Origin of the sequence: Flavobacterium psychroterrae, from assembly GCF_018380615.1 — a bacterium.
Taxonomy (GTDB): domain Bacteria; phylum Bacteroidota; class Bacteroidia; order Flavobacteriales; family Flavobacteriaceae; genus Flavobacterium; species Flavobacterium psychroterrae.
Map to the genome: position 1 here is coordinate 1 of NZ_JAGYVZ010000036.1, position 21,052 is coordinate 21,052.

Genomic DNA, 21,052 nt, shown 5'->3' on the forward strand with positions numbered 1-21,052 from the left:
TTTTGAGGTGGTCACTTTGAACCGGAACCAACTGATCTCTTTTACAAGAATAGGGTGGTCACTTTAAACCGGAATCAACTGATCTCTTTTACCGGAATGGTATGCTCACTTTTGCCAGAATTTGCACGCAATGTATGATGTTCCTGAAAATTCAGATATTCAACACCTTGTTATGAAAATATACGAAGATAATAATGGCATCATTTCTTCGGTATGCCATGGAACGGCGGGGATTGTTAACTTGAAAACTAAAAATGGTAAATTTTTAGTAGAAGGAAAAAAAATAAGCGGTTATCCTGACTCTTTTGAAAAACAAGATGGTGAATATCTTAAACACTTTCCATTCTTGATTCAGAAGACAATTGAAGAAAGAGGTGGTGATTTTAAATTTTCAAAGAGAAATGAATCTTACGTTGAACAAGACGGCCGAATTGTTACAGGGCAAAATTTCCAATCATCAAATGGTGTTGCTTTAAAAGTTATTGAGTTAATTGAAAAAGAAATTAAATAAAATTTGTCAGCAGTTAACACACGTTTTACGCTATTGCGCTTTTTTGTGCTAAATTTAAAATTTGTTTTGTCCATTTTAGAATACGTTTAACTGAAAGTTTCAGCTTTCTTAATAGATAACAACCTTAAGATCAAGAACGCTAGTGACAATTATACGGAAACAGAACAAAAAACAAGAACTTAAGTAATCAAATGAAACATCTATTAAAATTTATTCTAATTTATCTTTTTATAGTAAACACTTTATCAGCACAAACGAATTCAAATGCAGAAAGGAAAATTGATTCATTATTTTCTAGCTATAATTCAAAAACTGCGGGTGTTGCAGTGGGCATTGTTAAAGACGGAAAACTTATTTACAAAAAAGGATATGGTAACGCTACAAAGGACTTACGGTATATAATCATACAGGAAGCGATGCTGGTTTTAAATCTTATTTAGGTCGTTTTCAAGACAATAAATTATCCATAATACTTTTGAGCAATGATGAAAATTTTGTTTCATACAAAGCAGGAATGGATATTGCAGAATTTTATCTATCTGATAAATTTAAAAAGAGAAAAAAATTACTGAAATTGAAAAGAAAGTTGATGAAAATCCAAAATCTAATTCTAATACAAATTTAAAAGACTTTGAAGGTGAGTTTCTGAACAATGACTTATCATCACTTTTTATAGTAAAAATTATCAATGGAAACTTAACAATGACACATAACAGATTAAGTGATGTTTTGCTAACTGAAGTCGAGAAAGATAAATTTACAGGAGCAATTACATTTTCTGTGGAAGTATGTTTTCAAAGAAACAACAAAAATGAAATAATAGGATTAACCATCACCAATTTTGGAGCAACAAATGTCAGTTTTATTAAGATAATATAACTCCACCAATCATTATCTAAAGTTTTATTAAAATTACTTTTTCTATTTTGTTCAGATTCTTCGAGCCATTTTTGAGAGAAATAATGAATAAACAGTATTAAAATTAAAATGAATATTTCTTTTATTAGCGTTATCATATTTTATTATTTTCCTGGTATTAAATTTGGACTATTATTTTGCAATTCGTGCTCGCAAAGTATCAAAATAATCCTAGTAAAATATTAAATTCTAATAGTTATTATTGCAACGGGTACGGAAAGAATTTCCGCACTATCGTTACGCATATCCGAGCAAGCTGGATTTTTTCGGATTTGACAATGCCTCCCAAATTCAAAACTAACTTTCATTAAGACTATTATCCAAATCCATCGTATTAGCAGTTATGAACAGGCATTATTTTTCCCAATGATCTACTCGAATATTAGCTAAAGTAGAGTCTAAGTTAAAATTTACAATCAAATTTTTTGTTTCTATTGGGTCAATATCACTTCCATAATCTGTATAAATTTCATATTTAAGTTGAAGAGAATCCCGTTCTTCACTCAATTTATTTCTTCCAAGTAGTCTCTCTGTTTCTATGAATTTCATTCCAGGCTTTAGGTAATTTTTAGAAAGATCTTCAATCATTAATTCTCTATGATTATAGTCAATATCATTTCGAGTATTCCAGCTGCTTTGATTAAATTTTATTTGTTCTTGTTTACACGAAACAAATATTAGAATTATGACTAAAAAAGGTAAGTAGAGATAATTTCTCATTAGCAATATTTTTGTTTATTCTTGCTTGAAACGTCTGTAAAACAGGAAGTAACCTGCAGATATGCATGAAAAAATTATACGAAATCTAATTTCTCATTAGTAATATATGAAAAACGTCATACTAATTTAAACCAAACACGAGTGTAAGTTTTATAGCTTTACTTTTTTTAGTGTAATCTCAAAAAAGTATCATCTGCCTAATTCGGACTTACTATTTAAGAGGAGATTCATATTTGTCCCAAAATGTTTTATTATATTCAACCTTATCAAAAATAGTTTTCTCTTGTTTGTACGTGAATTTTTCAACCTGACTACCATTAAAATCATTCAAAAATGAATTGACAATAATTTGAAAAGGATGAATGCGGTTATTTTTGTCTGTTAAATTACCATAAATTTTATTTTTTACCTCACTTATATAATAAAGCCCATTGGACTTTTTTAAATCTGTTTCTGTAATTTCCAGCGTAGATTCTTTTTGGACATAATTTTCCGGCCAGCCTATTAACTCTAATTTTTTATCAAAACTACTTTCGTATTTTTTAACATCCCATTTCTCAATTATTTTTACAATGGCATAATCTTCTTTATCTATATAAAGCGTTCCTGAAAAATCACATAAAAAATTCCTGTGCGTATAACTATATTGATCCCGAAGTGTCGAAAAATTTATCACGTAAACCTCTCTATTATTATACATTATATCGTCATCTGCCTTAAAAACAAATTTTTTAAACTTCTTTTCATTTAAATATTGACTAAATTTTATAGGATTACTAAGGTAAACGTAATAAAATTCACCTCGCAAACCTTTTGGACTGTAACCTGTTTTTATGTTCCATCGTATTTCTTGAATCTGATTAAAATTTCGGTTCTCTTTATCATAACCTAAGTCATATTGTTTTGCGACAAAATCGAGGTTTAATATCGTTGTATCCTGAACTTTAACATCAATATTTGAAGTCAGTTTTGAATTAAAATCCTTTGAAGGATAATTTTTGCCAAAATTTTCAATTACATGTTTTACTATTGTGTAAGGGTACTTGCGGCCACGAACAATAATTTCATTTAGAACAATTCCTTTTTCACCCTGCTCATTTTTACTATCTACAACTGGTGTACTAGTGTTGTTTACAAAATTGCTTTTGTTTTTAGTGTCTACTTCAAATTTTGCAATTGAAGTGGATAGAGATACATTATTAAAATAAAAATAGCCATCATGAATTGAGTTCAATTTTGCTTCAACAAAAACTTCAGGACTAAACAATCTATTTAACTGTGATTTCTCCATTTCATCTTGTTTTGATGAAATAAACATATGAGCCTTATTTTTACTTCTCAAATAATATTCAAAAGATTTTTTATCGATTATTGTTGTGTTCCACTTTCCTCCAAGAAAAACAGAGTCGGCAGCAGTAACAGCTGCAAAACTGTACATTTTTTCTTTTAATTCTTTTTTTACATAAGATCCCATTGGAACAAAATCTTTAATAATTGGCGCCGTTACCGAAGACATATCATTAACAAAATGCTGATTTGCTCCCCAACAGATTATCTTTTCGTTTGGATGATTTTTAATATACTCTAATAAATTATCAGCCATTTGTTTATCTCTTATATTGTCATTAGAACTTGTATGAAAGGGATTTAGAATTTGTGGCTTTTTTAAATAACATTTTTCACCTGATGCCAGCAAGCTTTTTATTATTTGAGACCAATAGAAACTGGATTCTGTTTTCGGTTTTTTTGCAATTGCTTTAAGTAAATTTTCAAAAGATGATTTATACTGACTATAAGTAATATCATTTTCATCAAAAAAATTCGAATAATTGATTGATTCAATAAGTAGTTCTAAATCTCCTCTATCTAATTTTAGCTCCAATTGGTTGTTACTACAATATTCAAACAAATCAATGAATAAGTTTTCATCTCCATATTTTCCAGAAATTTGACTATCAAATCCAAATAGCTTTAAATTTGATTTATTTGCCTCATAAAATTGAACAAAACTTTGAAATTCATTGGTATTCGACCAAATGCTAAATAAAGAATTTTTAAAAGCTAACTGAACATTTGTCCCTTTATTAATTTTATTCTGAGCTTTCCAAACATCATATACCCCTGATTCGAATGCGATTGTTGTAAAACCAAGTTCTTTATACAAATATTCAATAATCTTAGTTTTCATTTCAAAAACATTTCCATCATAATGTGATTTCTCGCCCAACATAAGTACCTGTACAACTTTTAATTCTTCTTTTAAAAAAGAGAAATCGTCATTAGAAGGATTCTCAGGTAAGCTCAATATTTTTGGATTGAAATTTTGTGCATTACCAATCACGTAAAAGACACTACAAATTAGTATTAAAAATATTCTTTTCATTTTTAGATTAGTATTTTGGAGTTTTTGGTTTGACTTTCTTAAAGGTATTTAGGTATTAATTTAAATTTTGAAACTAGCTAATGAATTGATAATTATTTGATAAAATCATAGGTTTAAAGACAAATGAGTTAATTCACTTTTCTATTTTTATTTCTAACTGCCGAAAAAGCATGATAACTAATTTATAGGCAAACGAAACTAATCATTTATATAAACATAAACCTACTTATATGCCTATATTTTTTTTTGAAACAACTTTTGTTGCGCATCAAATGTCCACCGCATAAGTTACGAAATCAATCGCTTCTGTTTGAAAACAGTTTATTATCACTTACTAATTCCCTTCAAATCCCCAACAACCATTTCATTAATTTCACCTAAAAATTCAAATTCATTTAGAGGAAACATTTCCAGCACCATTTCTAAAATCAAGGAAACATTTACAGGATTTTTATTTGTGCTTGACTTTATATGCCCTTCATTCTCTAATGTTAAAATGCACATTTTTAGCATATTTGTAATGACACAACCCAATTCATAATAATTGATTTTGATTTGAGCGGTATAAAATTCCGATGTATCATGATCTGAATTTAAATTGAAATATTTTTCAATTATTTTTTTAAGATTCTCTAATTTTTTACTTTCTGTTATTTCCATAATATGCGATTATTTTTTTTGCATAGTTCAGAAAATATTTAAAATAAAATAGGAACGTATATGACTGGACATATACGTTCCTGCATTTATGACTGCTTATTTATAATTATAAAATAATGATAATCAAATAATTAAAATAAAAATGAAGCTATAAATTTCATTAAGATTTTCGGAAATAATATAAAGGAGATTATAAAAGAATATAATTCTGATATTTTAGAAAATAGAGATTTTATCCGAGAGAAAATAATTTAACCAATATCGCAACGCATTGTTGTAATCAGTTTTTTGAAACCATCCTTTTCATAGGCTTTTATTGCAGCTTCGTTTTCGTGATAAACCTGAAGCCTGATTTCGGTTATGCCTTGAGATAAAACCCATTCTTTAAGGTTTTGAAGTAATAAACGGCTGATTCCATTTCCTCTAAATTCCGGTTTAACAAACATAAAACCAATATATCCAAAGGATTCGTGCTTTTCGTACTCTTTCCCAGACCGAATTTGAGTATATCCACATCCAACAATTTGATTATCAATTTCGGCAACCAGAACTTCTGTCGCTTTGTCTAAAATAAGTTCCTGAATGTCATAATAAAAAATTTCGCCCTCTTTTAATGTGGGGTCAAAAGGACGTTCTGCTTCAACAAGATGCTGTAAAAATTCAGCAAGTTGTGGCAAATCACTATCTGTGGCGGGTCTGATAACTATGTTTTTGATATTTGCACTCATATTTCAAATATAAGAAAAATCTGTTTCCGTGAATTTTAAAATTGCAACAATCTACTTTAAACAAAAAAAAGACCATTCCAGTAGAACAGTCTTTATAATATTTTGATAATAAATTTTGGCTTAAGCCATAAATAAAGCTCCTTTATTATAGTTGAATAAAACCAAATCATAAGGTACTAAAAGCGGTGCAATTTTCTCTGACGATGCCTTGAATTGTATTCCGTTATGTTTTCTGAATAAATAAATTTCCTTCAGACAATTAGATAAACTTTGATGAATTGCCGTTGTAAATAATGGCAATTGCTTATCGCCTTCTAATAAATCAATTTGGTAATTTGAACTGCTTTTAGACAAATTATTACCTATTATTCGAAGTGTAAATGTTTTTGATTTTCCGTGTTGTTCACCTTGATATTGTACTACCATAACTTTATAATTAAAAAGGTTAGAATATATTTTATTTTATTTCGAATGCAAATTGAAGAATTAAAGTTATGAAAAAAAAGCAAATTGCTAAAAAATAGTATCTAAAATTATATATAATTTTTATCCGATAAAACATCCGTAATTTCAAGCAATAAAAAATAGAAGAATTTGTGTTTTTACATTCACATTTTCAAACTATCAAACTTGTAAATTTTTACTTAAATTTGGATTAACTAATCATAAAACCTAATATTATGAACATGAACCCTCTTGCTTTAGTTTTATCAGCATTTATTACAATATTTGTCGGTTTTATTTGGTACAACCCAAAAGTGTTTGGAACAATCTGGATGCGCGAAAGCAATCTCACACAGGAACAGCTTAAAACCGGAAGTATGCTTAAAATATTTGGGCTTACCTATATTTTTTCCTTAATGATCACACTTACGCTAATGTCGTTAACCGTTCATCAATCTGGTGCGATTGGCATGGTTGGCGGACCACCGTTAATTGATAGTGCAAAACCGTCGTTTAAAGCATTCATGACAGATTACGGACAGGCTTACAGAACCTTTAAACACGGCGTATTACATGGTTTTATGTCTGGATTATTTTTTGCTTTTCCTATTATTGGAGTTAATGGTTTATTCGAAAGAAAATCATGGAGATACATCTTTATTCATGCCGGATACTGGATTGTTACGCTTACTTTAATGGGCGGAATTATCTGCGCATATGCATAATTATAAAAACAAAAACCCATTTGAATTCAAAATTTAAATGGGTTTTTCTTAATAATAACTTAAACAAAGCGAGTTATTATAAATATTACCTAATTTTGAAAAAATTAGCTCACTCTTTTGAATACAACTTACTCTTTTCAAATTTACAAAAGCGCATCACTATTGCCTCAGGAATGGAATTCGCTGGCTGTAAATAATATTTTTTTGACGAGAGAATATCTCGAAGTGCTGGAAAACTCCTGTCCGGTAAATATGATTTGTCATTTTATTGCAATTTTCAATGAAGACAAACTTATCGGGATTGTTTTAACTCAATTTTTATTTGCCGAAAAACTGGAATCTTTTGGAGATCGCGATCAGTGTTTAAAAACTTCGGTACGTAATTTTGCTTTCAAAAATTTTGCTTCGCATGTATTATTCGTTGGTAATAATATGCTTACGGGACAAAATGCTTTTGTTTTTCATCAAGATGCAAAAGAATCTAAAGCAATCAAAACACTTCATAAAGCAATCAAACAGCTTAAGAAGGATTTGAAAGACAACGGTAAAAAAGTTCATATAACGAGTATAAAAGATTTTACCGAAAGTGAAATTGAGCCACTAAAAGCTGAATTCAAAAATAATTATACGTTCTCGACGCAACCCAATATGGTTTTTGAAATCAATACAAATTGGAAAACGGAGCAGGATTATATTGATGCTTTATCAAAAAAATACAGGGATCAATACAAACGCGCGCGTAAAAAAGCGGAAGGAATCGAGAAGAAAAAAATGTCTTTATCGGATATTAAAAAGTATGAAGATGTAATTTATGATTTGTATTTTCATGTGGCTAAAAATGCGCCTTTCAACACTTTTTTCCTCGCCAGAAATCATTTTAGTTTTTTTAAGGAAATCATGAAAGACAACTTTTTATTTTATGGTTATTTTTTAGAAGAAAAACTAATAGGTTTCAACACTTTAATCAAAAACGGAAGCGTAATGGATACGTACTTTTTAGGTTACGACGAAACCATTCAGCGCGAAAAAATGCTGTATTTAAATATGTTGTACGACATGATTGCGTATTCTATCAATCAAGGTTTTACCGAAATTGTTTTTGCCAGAACAGCTCTTGAAATCAAAAGTTCAGTTGGTGCAAAACCAGTAAAAATGTACGGATTAATTACACACAGCAATGCTTTAATTAATCATAATATCGCCAAATTATTCAATTATCTGGAACCAAAAACCGATTGGCAGGAACGAAATCCTTTTAAATAATAAAACGGGGGCAATGTCATTAGTTAAGCTTTAGAAATAAAATTATTGCAAATCAAATCCGTGTTTACCCCCATTTTTACGAATTAAATCTGTTTTATCCGCGTCAAAATTAGACGCTGATTTTACTGATTCGCTAAAGCGAAAACGCTGATAAAAACGGATTTTCTAATTACTTGATTAAACTGTTAAGTAATTTTATAATTCCCACTTAACTTAATAGATTGCGCTTAGGAACTAAATATTAATATATTTAAGGAACCGCAATTTTCATTTGCTTGTGCAGAATATGAATTTCTAATGAACTTTGAGCGCCGCAATATTCTCCGTCAATTTGAAAATTCACTGGATAATTTGTCGTAATCTCGGCTTTATCTGTCGAAATAATCACGATATCATCAGAATCAATTGGCATATTTCCTGTAATAATTTTTCCAAGTAATAATAAATCAAGGCTTTTTAGAATCACTAATTCGAATCTTCCGTCATTCATCGCTCCATGCGGATTGATGGTAACGCCGGTTCCGTATTTTTGAGAATTAGCGATAACAATCATTCTGGCAGTGTGTTCAACCGTTTCTTTTTTGGTTTTAATAGTCGCCACAAAAGGCTCGTTAGAATCTACAAGAGTGGTGTAAGCTTGCAAAGCATAACCCCAGAAACCTCTTAAATTACTTTCTTCATAATTCTTGACCAAGTCTGCATTAATACCAATATCGCTTAAATGAATACTTTTTTTACCGTTGATGCAAATCATATCCATATCGATATAATGATGTAAAAAGGCAATTTTTAGATTCTCTTCAATTGTTGCCGGCAAGTTTAAATCGACTGACAAACCATTTGCTGATCCGGCGGGCAAAATGCCAATTATTACATCAAATTGTTCGACAGCTTCGGCAACCATTTTTATGGTTCCGTCACCTCCGGCAACAATAATACGTTCTGGTAAATATTGATTATAAAGCGATTGTATTTCCTTTTGATCACTTTTGCCTGTAGTTTCATAAACTTCCAGATCAAAATGATTTGTAGTTGCAAATTCTTGCACAGCCTCAATCAAATCTGATTTATCAAGGTCTCCTGAAATGGGATTTACAACAAATATGATATTCTTTTTCACGATTTTATATTTAAAGTCAATTAAAATAATTAATTTACAACATCCATATATAAATATACGCAATTAATGAAACCAATTTTACAATTATATCGAGGTTACGCAAATGAAGAAGAATTAATTGTGATGGGACATGTCTTTAAAAGAACGTATGATTATGATTTTCAGAAGAAAAACTTTAAAAATGCTACTTCTATTATCAATCAATTCAGGATAAAAACACTTAAAAATTTTGATATTTATCTAAAATGTGGCAATCAGGAAATCCGAACTAAAACATTAGACGATGGATATTTTAAATTTTGTATTCCGCTTGACGAAGAAACTTCTTTTGGATGGATGTCTTATGAAGTGAGTATCAAAGAAGGTTCAGAAACCATAACCGAAAAAGGCAGTTTCATAAGACCTCACAAAGGAAAACTTGGAATTATATCTGATATTGATGATACTTTTTTAATTTCTCACACTCAGAATTTCTTTAAAAAAATATACATTCTTTTGTTTAAAAATGTAAATGACCGCAAAGTATTTACAGATGTTGTGCCACATTATCAGGCTTTGAGTTCGGCAGGAAGAAACAATAAGGAAGAGGAAAATGCATTTTTTTATGTTTCCAGCAGCGAATGGAATTTATACCGATTTATTGTTAAATTCACCAAAATCCATAATCTCCCAAGAGCGGTAATTTTACTGAAGGATATTAGAAGAGGACTTACTGATTTTTTCATGAGCGGACGCGGAAACCACGATCATAAATTTGATAAAATAAAGCACGTTTTAGAGTTTTACCCCAATCTAAAATATGTTTTATTAGGCGATGATTCGCAACACGATCCGATTTTATATGAACGAATCTGTAAAATATTTCCGGTTACGGTAATTGCAGTTTATATCAGGCAAACCGGAAGACACCAAAAAGAAGCAACCAAAACGATCATGAAAAATTTAGAGAATCTAGATGTTTCGGTTTGTTATTATAAAAATAGCAGTGAAGCGATTATGCATTCAAAATCTATTGGGATAATTATGTAGTTTTTTTTGAACTGCAAGTTGTGAAATGCGTTTAGATGGCGCACGGATTATACGGGTTTAACGGATTTACGCTGGTTTTGTTTGTTTCTGTTTTGTTTGTGTTTTGTTTGTGTTTGTGTTTGTCATTTCGACCGAAGAGAGAAATCACACCCAATATTCGACAACAGTGCGTTCTTTACTTGTGTGATTTCTCCCTTCGGTCGAAATGACAAGATTGTGTTTGTTTTGACAAAGACTGTCATCCCGATTTTTATGATAAAACCAAATCTTTTTTTCAGGAGCTAATCCCGCAATCCGTTTCAATCTTTTGTGGCGAACCCCGCCACAAAAGGATTTCCACTTCTATCGGGGCTAGAACAATCATTTTCATAATACTATTTTCGTATAGCTTGTCATGCCGATTTCTATGATAAAAACAAATTTTATTTGATAAGGGATTTGCTTTATTTCTCGCAGATTTTGCAGATTGAGCAGATTTTTATTTTAACAAAGACAGTCATCCCGAGGAACGCTGTGGAAAACTATAAGCCTGAAACTGAAAACTGCGACTGAAAACCGTAATCTCCTAGCCCAGATTACTTCACTATATTCTTATTTTAATTGGAGTTCAGTGAATTTCATTTGAAGAGAAAAGCCCGGAGCAAAAAAAAATGCATTTCCTTTTGAAAAAAAGCGATGAAAGAAGCTCTTTTTGCAACATTAGAAATGCATTTTTTTTGTAAGTCCCGATAGCCATCGGGATGAAACGGAAAGCTGGAATAGCTCTCGAAAATCATAAAAAAACCTTTATCAAGTTCGAAAATTTGACAAAGGTTAATATATAAACTTTTTTATTTTCCAGAAACTGAAAAACTGTAACCGAGATTGAAAACTAAATTAAACTGTAAAATTATCAATCTCTTCCTGAACGACTTCCCAATCAAGAAGCAATTGATCCAGGTCAGCTTTCTTTTTGTTGTATGCGGTGAAAAAAGAAGCGTCTTCGATATGTTTGTCATAATTAGAAGCCAGCAATTTATCGTCATGCTGAATGTCTCTTTCTAATTGTTTGATTTGGCTTTCAACTTTACTTAATTTATTTTGTAGCGCTTTCCCTTTTTTCTGATCTTCGTAGGATGTTTTATTGCTTTCTTTAGGAGCAGCAGCTTTTGCGACATCTTTTTTCTCGACTTCACGCATGTTTTCAAGGTTACGCTGTTCTAAGAAGTAGTTGATATCTCCTAAATATTCTTTTATTTTTTGATCTTTGAACTCGTAAACGATATTCGACATTCCCTGCAGGAAATCTCGATCGTGAGAAACCAGTAATAAAGTTCCGCCAAATTTTTGAAGAGCTGCCTTTAAAACGTTCTTAGATTTGATATCTAAGTGATTTGTAGGCTCATCCATCAATAATACATTTATTGGCTGTAAAAGCAACTTACAAAGTGCTAAACGATTACGTTCACCTCCGGAAAGTACTTTTACTTTTTTCTCCACATCATCGCCACGGAATAAAAACGAACCTAACATATCGCGAACTTTAGAACGGTTAGTGTCCATTGCAGCATCTTCCATGGTTTGCAATAAGGTAATTTCACCATCAAGGTATTCTGCCTGATTTTGAGCAAAATATCCTAATTGTACATTGTGCCCAAGTTTGATAGTTCCTTCATATTCAAATTCGTCAACAATCGCTTTGATAAAAGTCGATTTTCCTTGTCCGTTTTGACCCACAAAAGCAATCTTGCTTCCGCGTTCTACTAATAAGTTAATCTCCTTTAAGATTGTTTTATCACCGTATGATTTAGTAACATGATCTGCTTCAACTACTACTCTTCCCGGCTCTTTTGAAACTGGAAAAGAAATATTCATTACAGAATTGTCGTCTTCATCAACTTCAATTCGTTCTACTTTATCTAATTTTTTAATCAACGATTGCGCCATCGAAGCTTTAGAAGCTTTTGCACGGAACTTTTCGATTAATTTTTCTGTTTCTTCAATTTTCTTCGCCTGATTCTTTTGCGTTGCCAATTGCTTTTCACGAATTTCATGACGCAATTCTAAATATTGAGAATATGGTTTATTGAAATCGTATGCTTTTCCTAATGATATTTCGATTGTACGATTCGTTACATTATCAAGAAACATTTTATCGTGCGATACAATGACCACAACTCCAGGATAATTACGAAGGAAATTTTCTAACCAAATGATACTTTCGATATCAAGGTGATTGGTAGGCTCATCCAGAAGCAAAATATCATTTGCCTGTAATAATAATTTCGCTAATTCGATACGCATTCTCCAACCTCCTGAAAATGTTTCAGTCTGATTATCAAAAACTTCTCTTTTAAAACCTAAACCTAAAAGAATTTTTTCTGTATCACCCACATAATTATAACCTCCTAAAAGTTCAAAACGATGTGTGTAATCAGATAAATCTTCGATGATCTGGCTGTATTCTTCACTTTCATAATCAGTTCTGGTAACCAATTGATGATTGATTTGCTCTAATTTTTTTTCTACAATCTTAATATCTGTAAAGGCTTCATAAGCTTCTTCAAGAACGGTTCTTCCTTGCTCAAAATCGATATCCTGACGCAAAAATCCCATTCGAACTTCTTTCTCAGTTGCTATTTGTCCTGAATCCGGTTTAAAATCTCCAGCCAGGATTTTAAGCATGGTTGATTTTCCAGCACCATTTTTCCCGACAAGTCCAACCCGATCTCCTGCACCTAAACGAAATGTTACTTCTTCGAATAAATATGAACCTCCAAAAGAAACCGATAAATTGTGTATATTAAGCATGTATTGTTATTTTATAACTAATTGATTGTGTAAATTTACACTTCCAAATCAATGGGTAATTTAATTTTTTGCAAATGTTAAAAAAAGGATCGAAACTAAATAGTATTTTAACAGGAAGTTGTCCAAAATGTCAAAATGAAAGCATGTATTCGGACAAAAATCCGCTTCATTTGACTAAAGTTCTAAAAATGAACGATCATTGCAGCCATTGCGGATTAAAATATCAAATCGAACCTTCGTTTTTTTATGGCGCAATGTATGTAAGTTATGGATTAAATGTAGCTGTTGGAATTGCAGCTTTTATTGTTTCGTTTGTATTTTTTAAAACTTCAATCGAAGAATCTTTTCTGGCAATTGTTATCTCCTTAATCATATTGTTTCCATTTGTTCTTCGCCTCGCAAGAAATCTATATATTAATATGTTTGTTTCTTATGATCCTAAGGCCGGTCAAAAATAAGTGTCTTTAGATATTTCTTATGAAATCTTTGAATGTCAATTTCACGATCTAGCGGAATCTCATTTTCAATGTTATCAAATAACGCTTTTGCCATTGCAGGACCTAACATCACACCGCGGGTTCCTAATCCGTTAAGGATATGAAGTGATTTGCGCTCATGATGCGTTCCAATCAAGGGTCTTCTGTCTTTAACCGTTGGTCGAACTCCGCCAAAATGCTTTACGATTTCAAAATCGCAGGTAATAATTTCTTTAATTCTGTCTATTAATTCCTGTTTTCCTTCTTCAGTAGGTAAATCGGTTTTGTCCTGCCAGTTGTATGTAGCACCCACTTTGAACAAATCATTGCCCAATGGTAATATAAAGACGCTTGTATTAACAATTACATCTAAGTTTAAATCAGGAGCTTTTATTATAAATAACTCGCCCTTTGTTCCATCCAGTGGCAAATAATTGAAAAAGGGGTTTTTATGTAAACCAAAACCTTCGGCAAAAATAATATGACGCGCCTGAATGTTTTTATATTGGATTCCGTAATCGAAAAATTCAATATAAATACTATCAAAAAACTCTTCCAATAACAAGTTATTTTCCTGTAAATATTCTTTATAACTGTCAAGCAATAAAGCCGTATCAACATATCCTGTATGTAAAACTTCTCCATAATCGTGTGGAGAATCTATACTATTATATTTTTTGGTGATTAATTTAGTCGATAAAAAAGGAGTCAGATTTTTTTTATCCGATGCAGCAAACCAATTATTCTGTTCTTCAATTGAAAAGAACTTTCTTAAAATTGGAAGTTTAAAATTGAACTTTGCCTTTAATTTATCTTCGATTTCATTGTAGAAATCATTCATCAAAACCAATTGTTCCTGTGCTTTCCAAACCTCGCTAAAACGCTTTAAAATTACAGGATTGTATAAACCACCGGCAACTTTCGATGAATTTTGGGATTTATTATCAATAACTAAAATAGTCTTATTGTTTTTAAGGGCAATTTCTGCAAAAGAAATTCCGGCTAATCCAGATCCAACAATTAAATAATCTAACATGTGTAAAAAGGTAAAATACAATAAAAACTCTGACTACAAAGGTAGTGAGAGTTTTTGTTATAATGTAATTTAGATACTTAGTAGTTCCACATATCTTCCTCGAAGTTACGAATCTTCTCTTTTACTCTTTCAGATTCTAACAATTGGTTTTGCGCATTATCTTTCATGTAGCTTTTAATTTCACGATCTCCGTACATATTTTCTTCTTTGTAAATTATAGCATTAAAATATCTTGAATTGAAGATTTGATCAAATGAAATTGGAGTTGCCGAATTCTTATCGTTAAAAGCTTTTCCTTCGTGTAACACTTCTCGGGCATTTGGGAAGAAAACCCAAAACAACTCAATATAATCTTTTTCGTCGCTATTCATTGTATAAACATCCGGAGTTACCGGGCAAATTCCTAATAAACGATATTTAAGGTCACTCTGCCGTTTGTCAAAATACCAATATCCCTTAATTTTATATTGTGTCACATCAGCCGCAGTTAAATCTTGCTTCAGGATATACTCTGCCGGAACCGTTCTTGTTGGCCCAACAGTTTCATCTACATAAGTAACTACTTTCTTTTTTCCGGTTCCAGTGATTACTTTTTTCTTTACTACACGAGTTTTGTAGTCGTCAGGATATTGGTTGATTAATTCCCGACCTGCATCAGTTGTATCAACACGAGATAAGGCACCCTGAATATCTTTCAATGATTTTTTAGTATTAAAATAACTATCACTGTATACTTCGGTTATTCTACCGGTTCTGATACCTTTAGTCAAAACATCATACAGCGAACGTCTGTCAGCACCAATATTCGCTGTATCCACCGGAAAATATAAAGGGAAATTAATTTTCTCATTTAAATCAATAATTTCCCATACTGTTTTCCCCATCAAAACATCACGGTCATCAACATAACCATACGCTAAAGGCTTATCATTATCAGAAATTTTCTGTGCTTCACTTTTTAATCCTATTTGGTCAGCCGTTTTTGCATTTAGCAAATTAGACTGTGCTTTACAAGTAAAACTTGCAGCGATAAGAACTATGGCCATAAAAAAACTTTTCCCTTTCATCTTAAATAGTATTTATAATAAACATAACGAAACTTTATTTTATTTATTGTATTTTTCTTACAAATATAAATTTTCACAACGGGAAACATCATAAATGAGATTTAACTATTTCTAGTTTTCATTTAGTTGAATTCTAAAATTAAGGTGGTAAAGAAATTTCTTAGCGTATATATCATAATCTTATTAGTAGGCAGCTATAAATATGGTGCTGCTCAAATTTAAAAGATTTTAATTTACTAAACTTAAGGCTTGCAGTATTCATGATTAATGAATCATAAAGATAACGAATATTTTTTAATGCTAATTAGCGTAAAATACAAAACCTCTTACTACAAACGTAGTAAGAGGTTTTGTTATAATATAATTGAGGTACTTAGTAGTTCCACATATCTTGTTCGAAGTTACGAATCTTTTCTTTTACTCTTTCAGATTCTAACAATTGGTTTTGTGCATTATCTTTCATGTAATCTTTGATCTCACGATCTCCGTACAAGTTTTCTTCTTTATAGATTACTGCATTAAAACGTCTTGAATTTAATATCTGATCGAATGAGATTGGAAGTGCTGAGTTACTATCGTTAAAAGCTTTTGCTTCGTGCAATGCTTCTCTAGAATTAGGGAAGAAAACCCAGAATAACTCAATATAATCCTTTTCGTCACTGTTCATTGTGTAAACATCCGGAGTTACAGGACAAATTCCAAGTAAACGATATTTCAGTTCACTTTGACGTTTGTCAAAATACCAGTATCCTTTTATTTTATATTGTGTAACATCAGCAGCGGTTAAATCTTGTTTCAAGATATATTCTGCAGGAACTGTTCTTGTTGCTCCAACTGTTTCATCAACATAAGTAACAACTTTCTTTTTTCCAGTACCTGTAACAACTTTTTTCTTCACAACACGTGTTTTGTAGTCATCCGGGTATTGGTTGATCAATTCTCTACCTGCGTCAGTAGTATCAATACGAGATAATGCACCTTGAATATCTTTCAAAGATTTTTTAGTATTGAAATAACTGTCGCTGTAAACTTCAGTTATTTTGCCGTTTTTAACAGCTTTCGTCAAGACGTCATATAATGAACGTCTGTCAGAACCAATATTAGCCGTATCTACAGGAAAGTATAATGGAAAGTTGATTTTTTCATTTAAATCAATGATCTCCCAAGTAGTTTTTCCCATCAAGATATCTCTATCATCCACATAACCATAAGCTAAAGGCTTATCATTATCTGAGATAAGTTGCGCAGGAGTTTTAAGTCCTATCTGAGCAGGTGTTTTCGCATTTAGCAAATTAGATTGCGCATAAGAAGAAAAACCTCCAGCGATAGAAACAATAGCTATTAAAAAATTTCTTACTTTCATCATGATATCATTATAAGATATTGAATGTAGTTTTACCTACTTTATTATTGTATTTCGTAAATTACCGGAGCAGTTCTTGGTAATAAATAACTACCAGCTCCAACAAGTTTAGTCTTAATTTCAGAAATAGTAACCTGGTCTCCTTTTCCAGCTCTTGCAAGAACTGTTTTACATTGTGCATTTAATCTGTTCCCAGAAACTACAACTGTAGGTTGTCCGGCAATTTTCATATTAAATCCAACAACATCTAAACCAACTTCAAAATCAAAATCAAGTAATTTAGCACCAATAGTAGCAATTTCTAAGTTAGATTTAGGTCCTTTAACAACACCCATTTCTCCTCTAATTGTACCTGTTGGACCAGGAATTCCTTTAATTCTGAAAGTTTTCTTATCTGTAACTTTATCTCCATTTGGTAAAGTTCCTGTAACAGAAATTGTAGCTTCTGTACCTGAACCCGGGCTCATGTTATATTTCCCAGGTTTCCCAGCAGAAGATAATCCAGGAGCACTTGCATTAATTTTGTTTGCATCAACACCAGCGAATGATACAGAGATTGGGTTAACAACACCTCTATAAACAACATTCATTTTATCAGCAGAAATAGTAGCTGAGTTTGGTCTTGGTACTACAACATAAGTTCCTTTAAATTTTAATGGAATATTTTTACCGTCTTCTAAGAATGTAAATTGACCATTAATATTTTGTTCCCCTACTCCACCAGCAGTTAAAGAGATAACAGCTTGTCCGTTAACAATTTGTCCTGGACCTTGGAATGAAGTTGGTTTTGTGTTTTCGTCATAACGACCTAAAACTACTTTACCAGTTACTTTTTCTCCTTGGAAGTAAGCATTTTTATCTAAAACAACAATTGCCTGGTAATTACTGTAAGAAGCAGCAGCAACAGCCGCTTTTCCTAAAGCACTATTATAAACATCTGTTTCAGTTTTCTTAACGTCATTTTGCCAAGCTGAAAGTTTAGCAGCTGATGCAATTGCAGGAAAACCTTTAAAGTGATATTCTAAGTATTTTTCTTTTATACCTTCTTTGTTTTTTACGTCAGAAACATCAAATTTTTTCTCAACCTCAGAAATAATAACAGCATATTTTTTATCTGTACCTAAAGCAGCTTTAATATCTGATTTGTATTTCTCGATTTTAGCGATAATTTCATTCCCTTTTTTAGTGTAACCGTCTCCTGTAAACCAGTCGTCGATATTATCACCTCTGTCCATAGACTCGTAAGGAAGTTTTCCGGTTTCTTTTTCTACTTCAAATCCTTTGATAGATTGAGTTTTTAAAGTCCCAATATAATCGTAAAATTCTTTTGAAATTGTTTCAATCTTATGAGCTGTAACTGCAGCAATTGCGAATTCTCCTTTTGCTTCAGCAGCTTTTTGATCTAACGATGTTAATAAACTTGTATTTGTTTCTGATGAGCTAGTGTTTGCACTTTCAAATTTTTCATTCATCAAACCAAAAGCAGATATAACTTCTTTTGATACGTTCATTGCTAACATTGCGATGAAAACCAGATACATCAGGTTAATCATCTTCTGTCTAGGGGTTAATTTTCCTCCTGCCATTTTTTCTAATTAGTTCTTTATTAATAAATTTAATATAATAGTCAAAAACTAATTATCCTTTGTTACTCATTGCAGAAAGCATACCACCATAAACACTGTTTAAAGAAGCAATGTTTGCAGTCATTGATTGCATTTGCTCTTTTAATTTAGAAGCATTTTCAGCGATTTCGCTATTTGCTTGTGCGTTTCTTGAAGCACTTTCTAATTGTACTTTGTATAAGCTGTTTAATGATTCCATTTGCGCAGCAGCTAATGACATTTCTTCAGCATATTTCTTTTGTCCTGCAATAGAATCTACTGTTGGAGAAATTGCTTTTGCAGCTCCTTCGAAATTTTTGATGCTGTTTCCTAAGCTTGACATTAACTCTCCGTCAATTTTAGCTTCTTTCAACATTACATCTAATTTTTGAGATAATAATCCTTGAGCATCAGATGGCGCTTCAACTTTATCCGCTTTTTTTCTAGCCTGACCGTTAGCTAATTCTGGGTAAACAAGAGTCCAGTCCAATTCATCTTCAACTGGTTCGAAAGCAGAAAGAGCAAAGATTAACGCCTCAGTTAATAAACCAACTGACAACATCACAGTTCCTGTTAATGGTCCAATTTCAAAGTGAGTAATTTTGAATAGAGCTCCAACGATTACTACTGCCGCTCCCATACCATAAGCGAAATTCATTGCTTTTTTACTTAATAATGCCATAATACTTTTTTTTTAGGTTTTAATTTAAAATAGATTTGATTTGGTTATTTGAATTTAATTATAATTTACTTTTCTTTTTTCCGCTTCCTGTTGTTTGAGTTCCCATGTAATCTTGTACAGTTCTGAAACCAATATAACTTCTTGCTGAATCTGCATATTCGTGGTCACGAGTACTTACTTGTAGGAAGTAAGCAACATCTTTCCAAGAACCTCCACGAACCACTTTTCTTTGATTGTTTCCGTCAATTACGTTAGGGTTCATTGTTGAAACATATTCGTAAGCATTTGGATTATAAGCTGAATCTGTCCATTCTGAAACGTTTCCTGCCATGTTGTATAATCCGTAACCGTTTACTTCATATGATTTAGCTTCTACAGTATATAAAGCTTCATCAGCAGCATAATCTCCCCTGCTTGGTTTAAAGTTTGCTAAGAAACAACCTCTGTCACTTTTAGTATAAGGACCACCCCAAGGATATGTAGCTGATTCCAGACCACCTCTTGCAGCATACTCCCATTCTGCCTCTGTTGGCAATCTGAATGCATTTACTAAGTCACGTCCTTTTTTCTTAGATTTGATATAGCTGTTTTTATTTAATGTTCTCCAAGCACAAAATGCTTTAGCTTGTTTCCAAGTCACACCAACTACAGGATAATCACCGTAAGCCTTGTGCCAGAAATAATCATTATGCATTGGCTCATTATATGAGTAAGCGAAATCTTTAATCCAAACTGTTGTATCAGGATACACACTAACTTGTTCAGTTTTAACGAAATCTTTTCTTTTTCCAACTTTAGCTTTTGCAGCAGCCTGAATGTCCATCCAAGAATAACGGAATTTCAATTTATTTACATCAATTGTTCTCAAACCATTATATGATTCTTCTATTGGCAAATACATAGAATCCATTACTTCAGCATAATACTCATCCGGGTATGCTTTAGTATCTTTAATTAACTTAACTTTTTTGTTTAATTTTCTACCAGCATAAGGATCATCTTTTGTTCCTACACTATAGTAGTTATCATACATGTATTTATCATACGCCGTCATTTTATCCGGCTCTGAATCATTAAATGCATAATCTGAGATGCTTCCACCTTTTTTACCTTTAGCATCACCAGCTGGTTTTTGCCCTGTTTCGTCAGCTAAAATAGCTAAACGTACTCTCATTGTAGAATCTTTTACCCATTCTACAAATTGACGGTACTCACTATTAGTAATCTCTGTTTCATCCATATAAAATGAACGAACTGTTACTGTTTTAGTCGGAGCATCTTCAACATTAGCTAAATCAGCATCTGATTTACCCATGATAAAAGATCCACCCGGAACTAATGTCATACCATAAGGTTTTTCAGGATGCCATTTGCCTCCTGTAACACCAACTAACTCACCTTTGTCTCCTGACTTACCACAGCCAATTACCAGTGTTAACATTGCTGCAAATGCAATAAACTTCTTCATATAAATTTGGGATTATCTATTCATTATTATAAGTCCGTAAACGTATTTATTATTTATCTAAAAAA

Annotated in this window: 20 protein-coding genes; 7 read left to right on the forward strand and 13 right to left on the reverse strand. The window is 31.7% G+C overall.

Features of this window, described 5'->3' with window-relative positions; translation table 11 throughout:
* Positions 1 to 130 precede the first annotated feature (130 nt).
* The 3 genes from KHA90_RS22905 (at position 131) to KHA90_RS22915 (ending at position 1,390) form a co-directional block, all read left to right on the forward strand.
* On the forward strand, positions 131 to 511 hold the full coding sequence (locus KHA90_RS22905; RefSeq protein WP_213307248.1) for a type 1 glutamine amidotransferase family protein: 381 nt from the start codon (positions 131 to 133) through the stop codon (positions 509 to 511).
* 191 nt (positions 512 to 702) lie between these two features.
* Positions 703 to 951, forward strand: coding sequence for a hypothetical protein (locus tag KHA90_RS22910; protein ID WP_213307251.1), 249 nt, complete (start codon positions 703 to 705; stop codon positions 949 to 951).
* A gap of 262 nt (positions 952 to 1,213) precedes the next feature.
* Positions 1,214 to 1,390: a hypothetical protein gene (locus tag KHA90_RS22915; protein WP_213307254.1), complete on the forward strand. Its 177-nt coding sequence runs from the start codon at positions 1,214 to 1,216 to the stop codon at positions 1,388 to 1,390.
* A 393-nt stretch (positions 1,391 to 1,783) separates the two neighbouring features.
* Here the strand turns inward: KHA90_RS22915 and KHA90_RS22920 are convergent, their stop codons facing one another.
* The 5 genes from KHA90_RS22920 to KHA90_RS22940 form a co-directional block, all read right to left on the reverse strand.
* Positions 1,784 to 2,149: a hypothetical protein gene (locus KHA90_RS22920; protein ID WP_213307257.1), complete on the reverse strand. Its 366-nt coding sequence runs from the start codon at positions 2,147 to 2,149 to the stop codon at positions 1,784 to 1,786.
* Between the two features lie 211 nt (positions 2,150 to 2,360).
* Complete coding sequence (locus KHA90_RS22925; protein ID WP_213307259.1) at positions 2,361 to 4,532, reverse strand: erythromycin esterase family protein; 2,172 nt, start codon at positions 4,530 to 4,532, stop codon at positions 2,361 to 2,363.
* A 327-nt stretch (positions 4,533 to 4,859) separates the two neighbouring features.
* On the reverse strand, positions 4,860 to 5,192 hold the full coding sequence (locus KHA90_RS22930; protein WP_213307262.1) for a hypothetical protein: 333 nt from the start codon (positions 5,190 to 5,192) through the stop codon (positions 4,860 to 4,862).
* 251 nt (positions 5,193 to 5,443) lie between these two features.
* The gene (locus tag KHA90_RS22935; RefSeq protein WP_213307265.1) at positions 5,444 to 5,920 is read right to left on the reverse strand and encodes a GNAT family N-acetyltransferase; all 477 of its coding nucleotides are present in this window, start codon (positions 5,918 to 5,920) and stop codon (positions 5,444 to 5,446) included.
* 120 nt (positions 5,921 to 6,040) lie between these two features.
* Positions 6,041 to 6,346, reverse strand: a complete 306-nt coding sequence (locus KHA90_RS22940) for a hypothetical protein (RefSeq protein WP_213307268.1) — start codon at positions 6,344 to 6,346, stop codon at positions 6,041 to 6,043.
* Positions 6,347 to 6,600: 254 nt separating this feature from the next.
* Here KHA90_RS22940 and KHA90_RS22945 point away from each other — a divergent pair, with 254 nt between their 5' ends.
* Both KHA90_RS22945 and KHA90_RS22950 read left to right on the forward strand, forming a co-directional pair.
* A complete protein-coding gene (locus KHA90_RS22945) occupies positions 6,601 to 7,089 on the forward strand; it encodes a DUF1761 domain-containing protein (protein WP_213307271.1) in 489 nt (162 codons plus the stop codon).
* A 117-nt stretch (positions 7,090 to 7,206) separates the two neighbouring features.
* Positions 7,207 to 8,352, forward strand: coding sequence for a peptidogalycan biosysnthesis protein (locus KHA90_RS22950; protein WP_213307274.1), 1,146 nt, complete (start codon positions 7,207 to 7,209; stop codon positions 8,350 to 8,352).
* A 250-nt stretch (positions 8,353 to 8,602) separates the two neighbouring features.
* On the opposite strand, the gene KHA90_RS22955 is transcribed toward KHA90_RS22950, so the two are convergent.
* A complete protein-coding gene (locus KHA90_RS22955) occupies positions 8,603 to 9,472 on the reverse strand; it encodes a diacylglycerol/lipid kinase family protein (RefSeq protein ID WP_213307277.1) in 870 nt (289 codons plus the stop codon).
* Positions 9,473 to 9,538: 66 nt separating this feature from the next.
* Here KHA90_RS22955 and KHA90_RS22960 point away from each other — a divergent pair, with 66 nt between their 5' ends.
* The gene (locus KHA90_RS22960) at positions 9,539 to 10,501 is read left to right on the forward strand and encodes an App1 family protein (protein WP_213307280.1); all 963 of its coding nucleotides are present in this window, start codon (positions 9,539 to 9,541) and stop codon (positions 10,499 to 10,501) included.
* Positions 10,502 to 11,377: 876 nt separating this feature from the next.
* Here KHA90_RS22960 and abc-f read toward each other — a convergent pair.
* Positions 11,378 to 13,291, reverse strand: a complete 1,914-nt coding sequence (gene abc-f, locus KHA90_RS22965) for a ribosomal protection-like ABC-F family protein (RefSeq protein ID WP_213307282.1) — start codon at positions 13,289 to 13,291, stop codon at positions 11,378 to 11,380.
* Between the two features lie 74 nt (positions 13,292 to 13,365).
* Between abc-f and KHA90_RS22970 the strand changes: the two genes are divergently transcribed.
* Entirely contained in the window at positions 13,366 to 13,749 is a 384-nt protein-coding gene (locus tag KHA90_RS22970; protein WP_213307285.1) for a DUF983 domain-containing protein, read from the forward strand.
* Here KHA90_RS22970 and KHA90_RS22975 read toward each other — a convergent pair.
* From KHA90_RS22975 to porK, 6 genes are all read right to left on the reverse strand, one after another.
* Positions 13,730 to 14,803, reverse strand: coding sequence for an NAD(P)/FAD-dependent oxidoreductase (locus KHA90_RS22975; protein ID WP_213307287.1), 1,074 nt, complete (start codon positions 14,801 to 14,803; stop codon positions 13,730 to 13,732). The two genes, KHA90_RS22970 and KHA90_RS22975, sit on opposite strands and share 20 nt — an antisense overlap.
* 77 nt (positions 14,804 to 14,880) lie before the next feature.
* On the reverse strand, positions 14,881 to 15,870 hold the full coding sequence (gene porN, locus KHA90_RS22980) for a type IX secretion system ring subunit PorN/GldN (protein WP_213307290.1): 990 nt from the start codon (positions 15,868 to 15,870) through the stop codon (positions 14,881 to 14,883).
* 373 nt (positions 15,871 to 16,243) lie between these two features.
* Positions 16,244 to 17,233 (reverse strand): type IX secretion system ring subunit PorN/GldN, encoded by a 990-nt coding sequence (gene porN, locus KHA90_RS22985; RefSeq protein WP_213307375.1) that lies wholly within the window; start codon positions 17,231 to 17,233, stop codon positions 16,244 to 16,246.
* 44 nt (positions 17,234 to 17,277) lie between these two features.
* Positions 17,278 to 18,819 carry a type IX secretion system motor protein PorM/GldM gene (gene porM, locus KHA90_RS22990; protein WP_213307293.1) on the reverse strand — a complete coding sequence of 514 codons (1,542 nt, stop codon included), beginning with the start codon at positions 18,817 to 18,819 and terminating at the stop codon, positions 17,278 to 17,280.
* A gap of 52 nt (positions 18,820 to 18,871) precedes the next feature.
* Positions 18,872 to 19,519: a type IX secretion system motor protein PorL/GldL gene (porL, locus tag KHA90_RS22995; RefSeq protein ID WP_089481140.1), complete on the reverse strand. Its 648-nt coding sequence runs from the start codon at positions 19,517 to 19,519 to the stop codon at positions 18,872 to 18,874.
* Between the two features lie 58 nt (positions 19,520 to 19,577).
* The gene (gene porK / locus KHA90_RS23000) at positions 19,578 to 20,987 is read right to left on the reverse strand and encodes a T9SS ring complex lipoprotein PorK/GldK (protein ID WP_055094854.1); all 1,410 of its coding nucleotides are present in this window, start codon (positions 20,985 to 20,987) and stop codon (positions 19,578 to 19,580) included.
* Positions 20,988 to 21,052: the final 65 nt, after the last annotated feature.

Coding starts and splice junctions, on each gene's coding strand:
- KHA90_RS22905 (WP_213307248.1), top strand. CDS start 131: ATGTATGATGTTCCTGAAAATTCAGATATTCAACACCTTGTTATGAAA.
- KHA90_RS22910 (WP_213307251.1), top strand. CDS start 703: ATGAAACATCTATTAAAATTTATTCTAATTTATCTTTTTATAGTAAAC.
- KHA90_RS22915 (WP_213307254.1), top strand. CDS start 1,214: ATGACACATAACAGATTAAGTGATGTTTTGCTAACTGAAGTCGAGAAA.
- KHA90_RS22920 (WP_213307257.1), bottom strand. CDS start 2,149: ATGAGAAATTATCTCTACTTACCTTTTTTAGTCATAATTCTAATATTT.
- KHA90_RS22925 (WP_213307259.1), bottom strand. CDS start 4,532: ATGAAAAGAATATTTTTAATACTAATTTGTAGTGTCTTTTACGTGATT.
- KHA90_RS22930 (WP_213307262.1), bottom strand. CDS start 5,192: ATGGAAATAACAGAAAGTAAAAAATTAGAGAATCTTAAAAAAATAATT.
- KHA90_RS22935 (WP_213307265.1), bottom strand. CDS start 5,920: ATGAGTGCAAATATCAAAAACATAGTTATCAGACCCGCCACAGATAGT.
- KHA90_RS22940 (WP_213307268.1), bottom strand. CDS start 6,346: ATGGTAGTACAATATCAAGGTGAACAACACGGAAAATCAAAAACATTT.
- KHA90_RS22945 (WP_213307271.1), top strand. CDS start 6,601: ATGAACATGAACCCTCTTGCTTTAGTTTTATCAGCATTTATTACAATA.
- KHA90_RS22960 (WP_213307280.1), top strand. CDS start 9,539: ATGAAACCAATTTTACAATTATATCGAGGTTACGCAAATGAAGAAGAA.
- abc-f (WP_213307282.1), bottom strand. CDS start 13,291: ATGCTTAATATACACAATTTATCGGTTTCTTTTGGAGGTTCATATTTA.
- KHA90_RS22970 (WP_213307285.1), top strand. CDS start 13,366: ATGTTAAAAAAAGGATCGAAACTAAATAGTATTTTAACAGGAAGTTGT.
- KHA90_RS22975 (WP_213307287.1), bottom strand. CDS start 14,803: ATGTTAGATTATTTAATTGTTGGATCTGGATTAGCCGGAATTTCTTTT.
- porN (WP_213307290.1), bottom strand. CDS start 15,870: ATGAAAGGGAAAAGTTTTTTTATGGCCATAGTTCTTATCGCTGCAAGT.
- porN (WP_213307375.1), bottom strand. CDS start 17,233: ATGAAAGTAAGAAATTTTTTAATAGCTATTGTTTCTATCGCTGGAGGT.
- porM (WP_213307293.1), bottom strand. CDS start 18,819: ATGGCAGGAGGAAAATTAACCCCTAGACAGAAGATGATTAACCTGATG.
- porL (WP_089481140.1), bottom strand. CDS start 19,519: ATGGCATTATTAAGTAAAAAAGCAATGAATTTCGCTTATGGTATGGGA.
- porK (WP_055094854.1), bottom strand. CDS start 20,987: ATGAAGAAGTTTATTGCATTTGCAGCAATGTTAACACTGGTAATTGGC.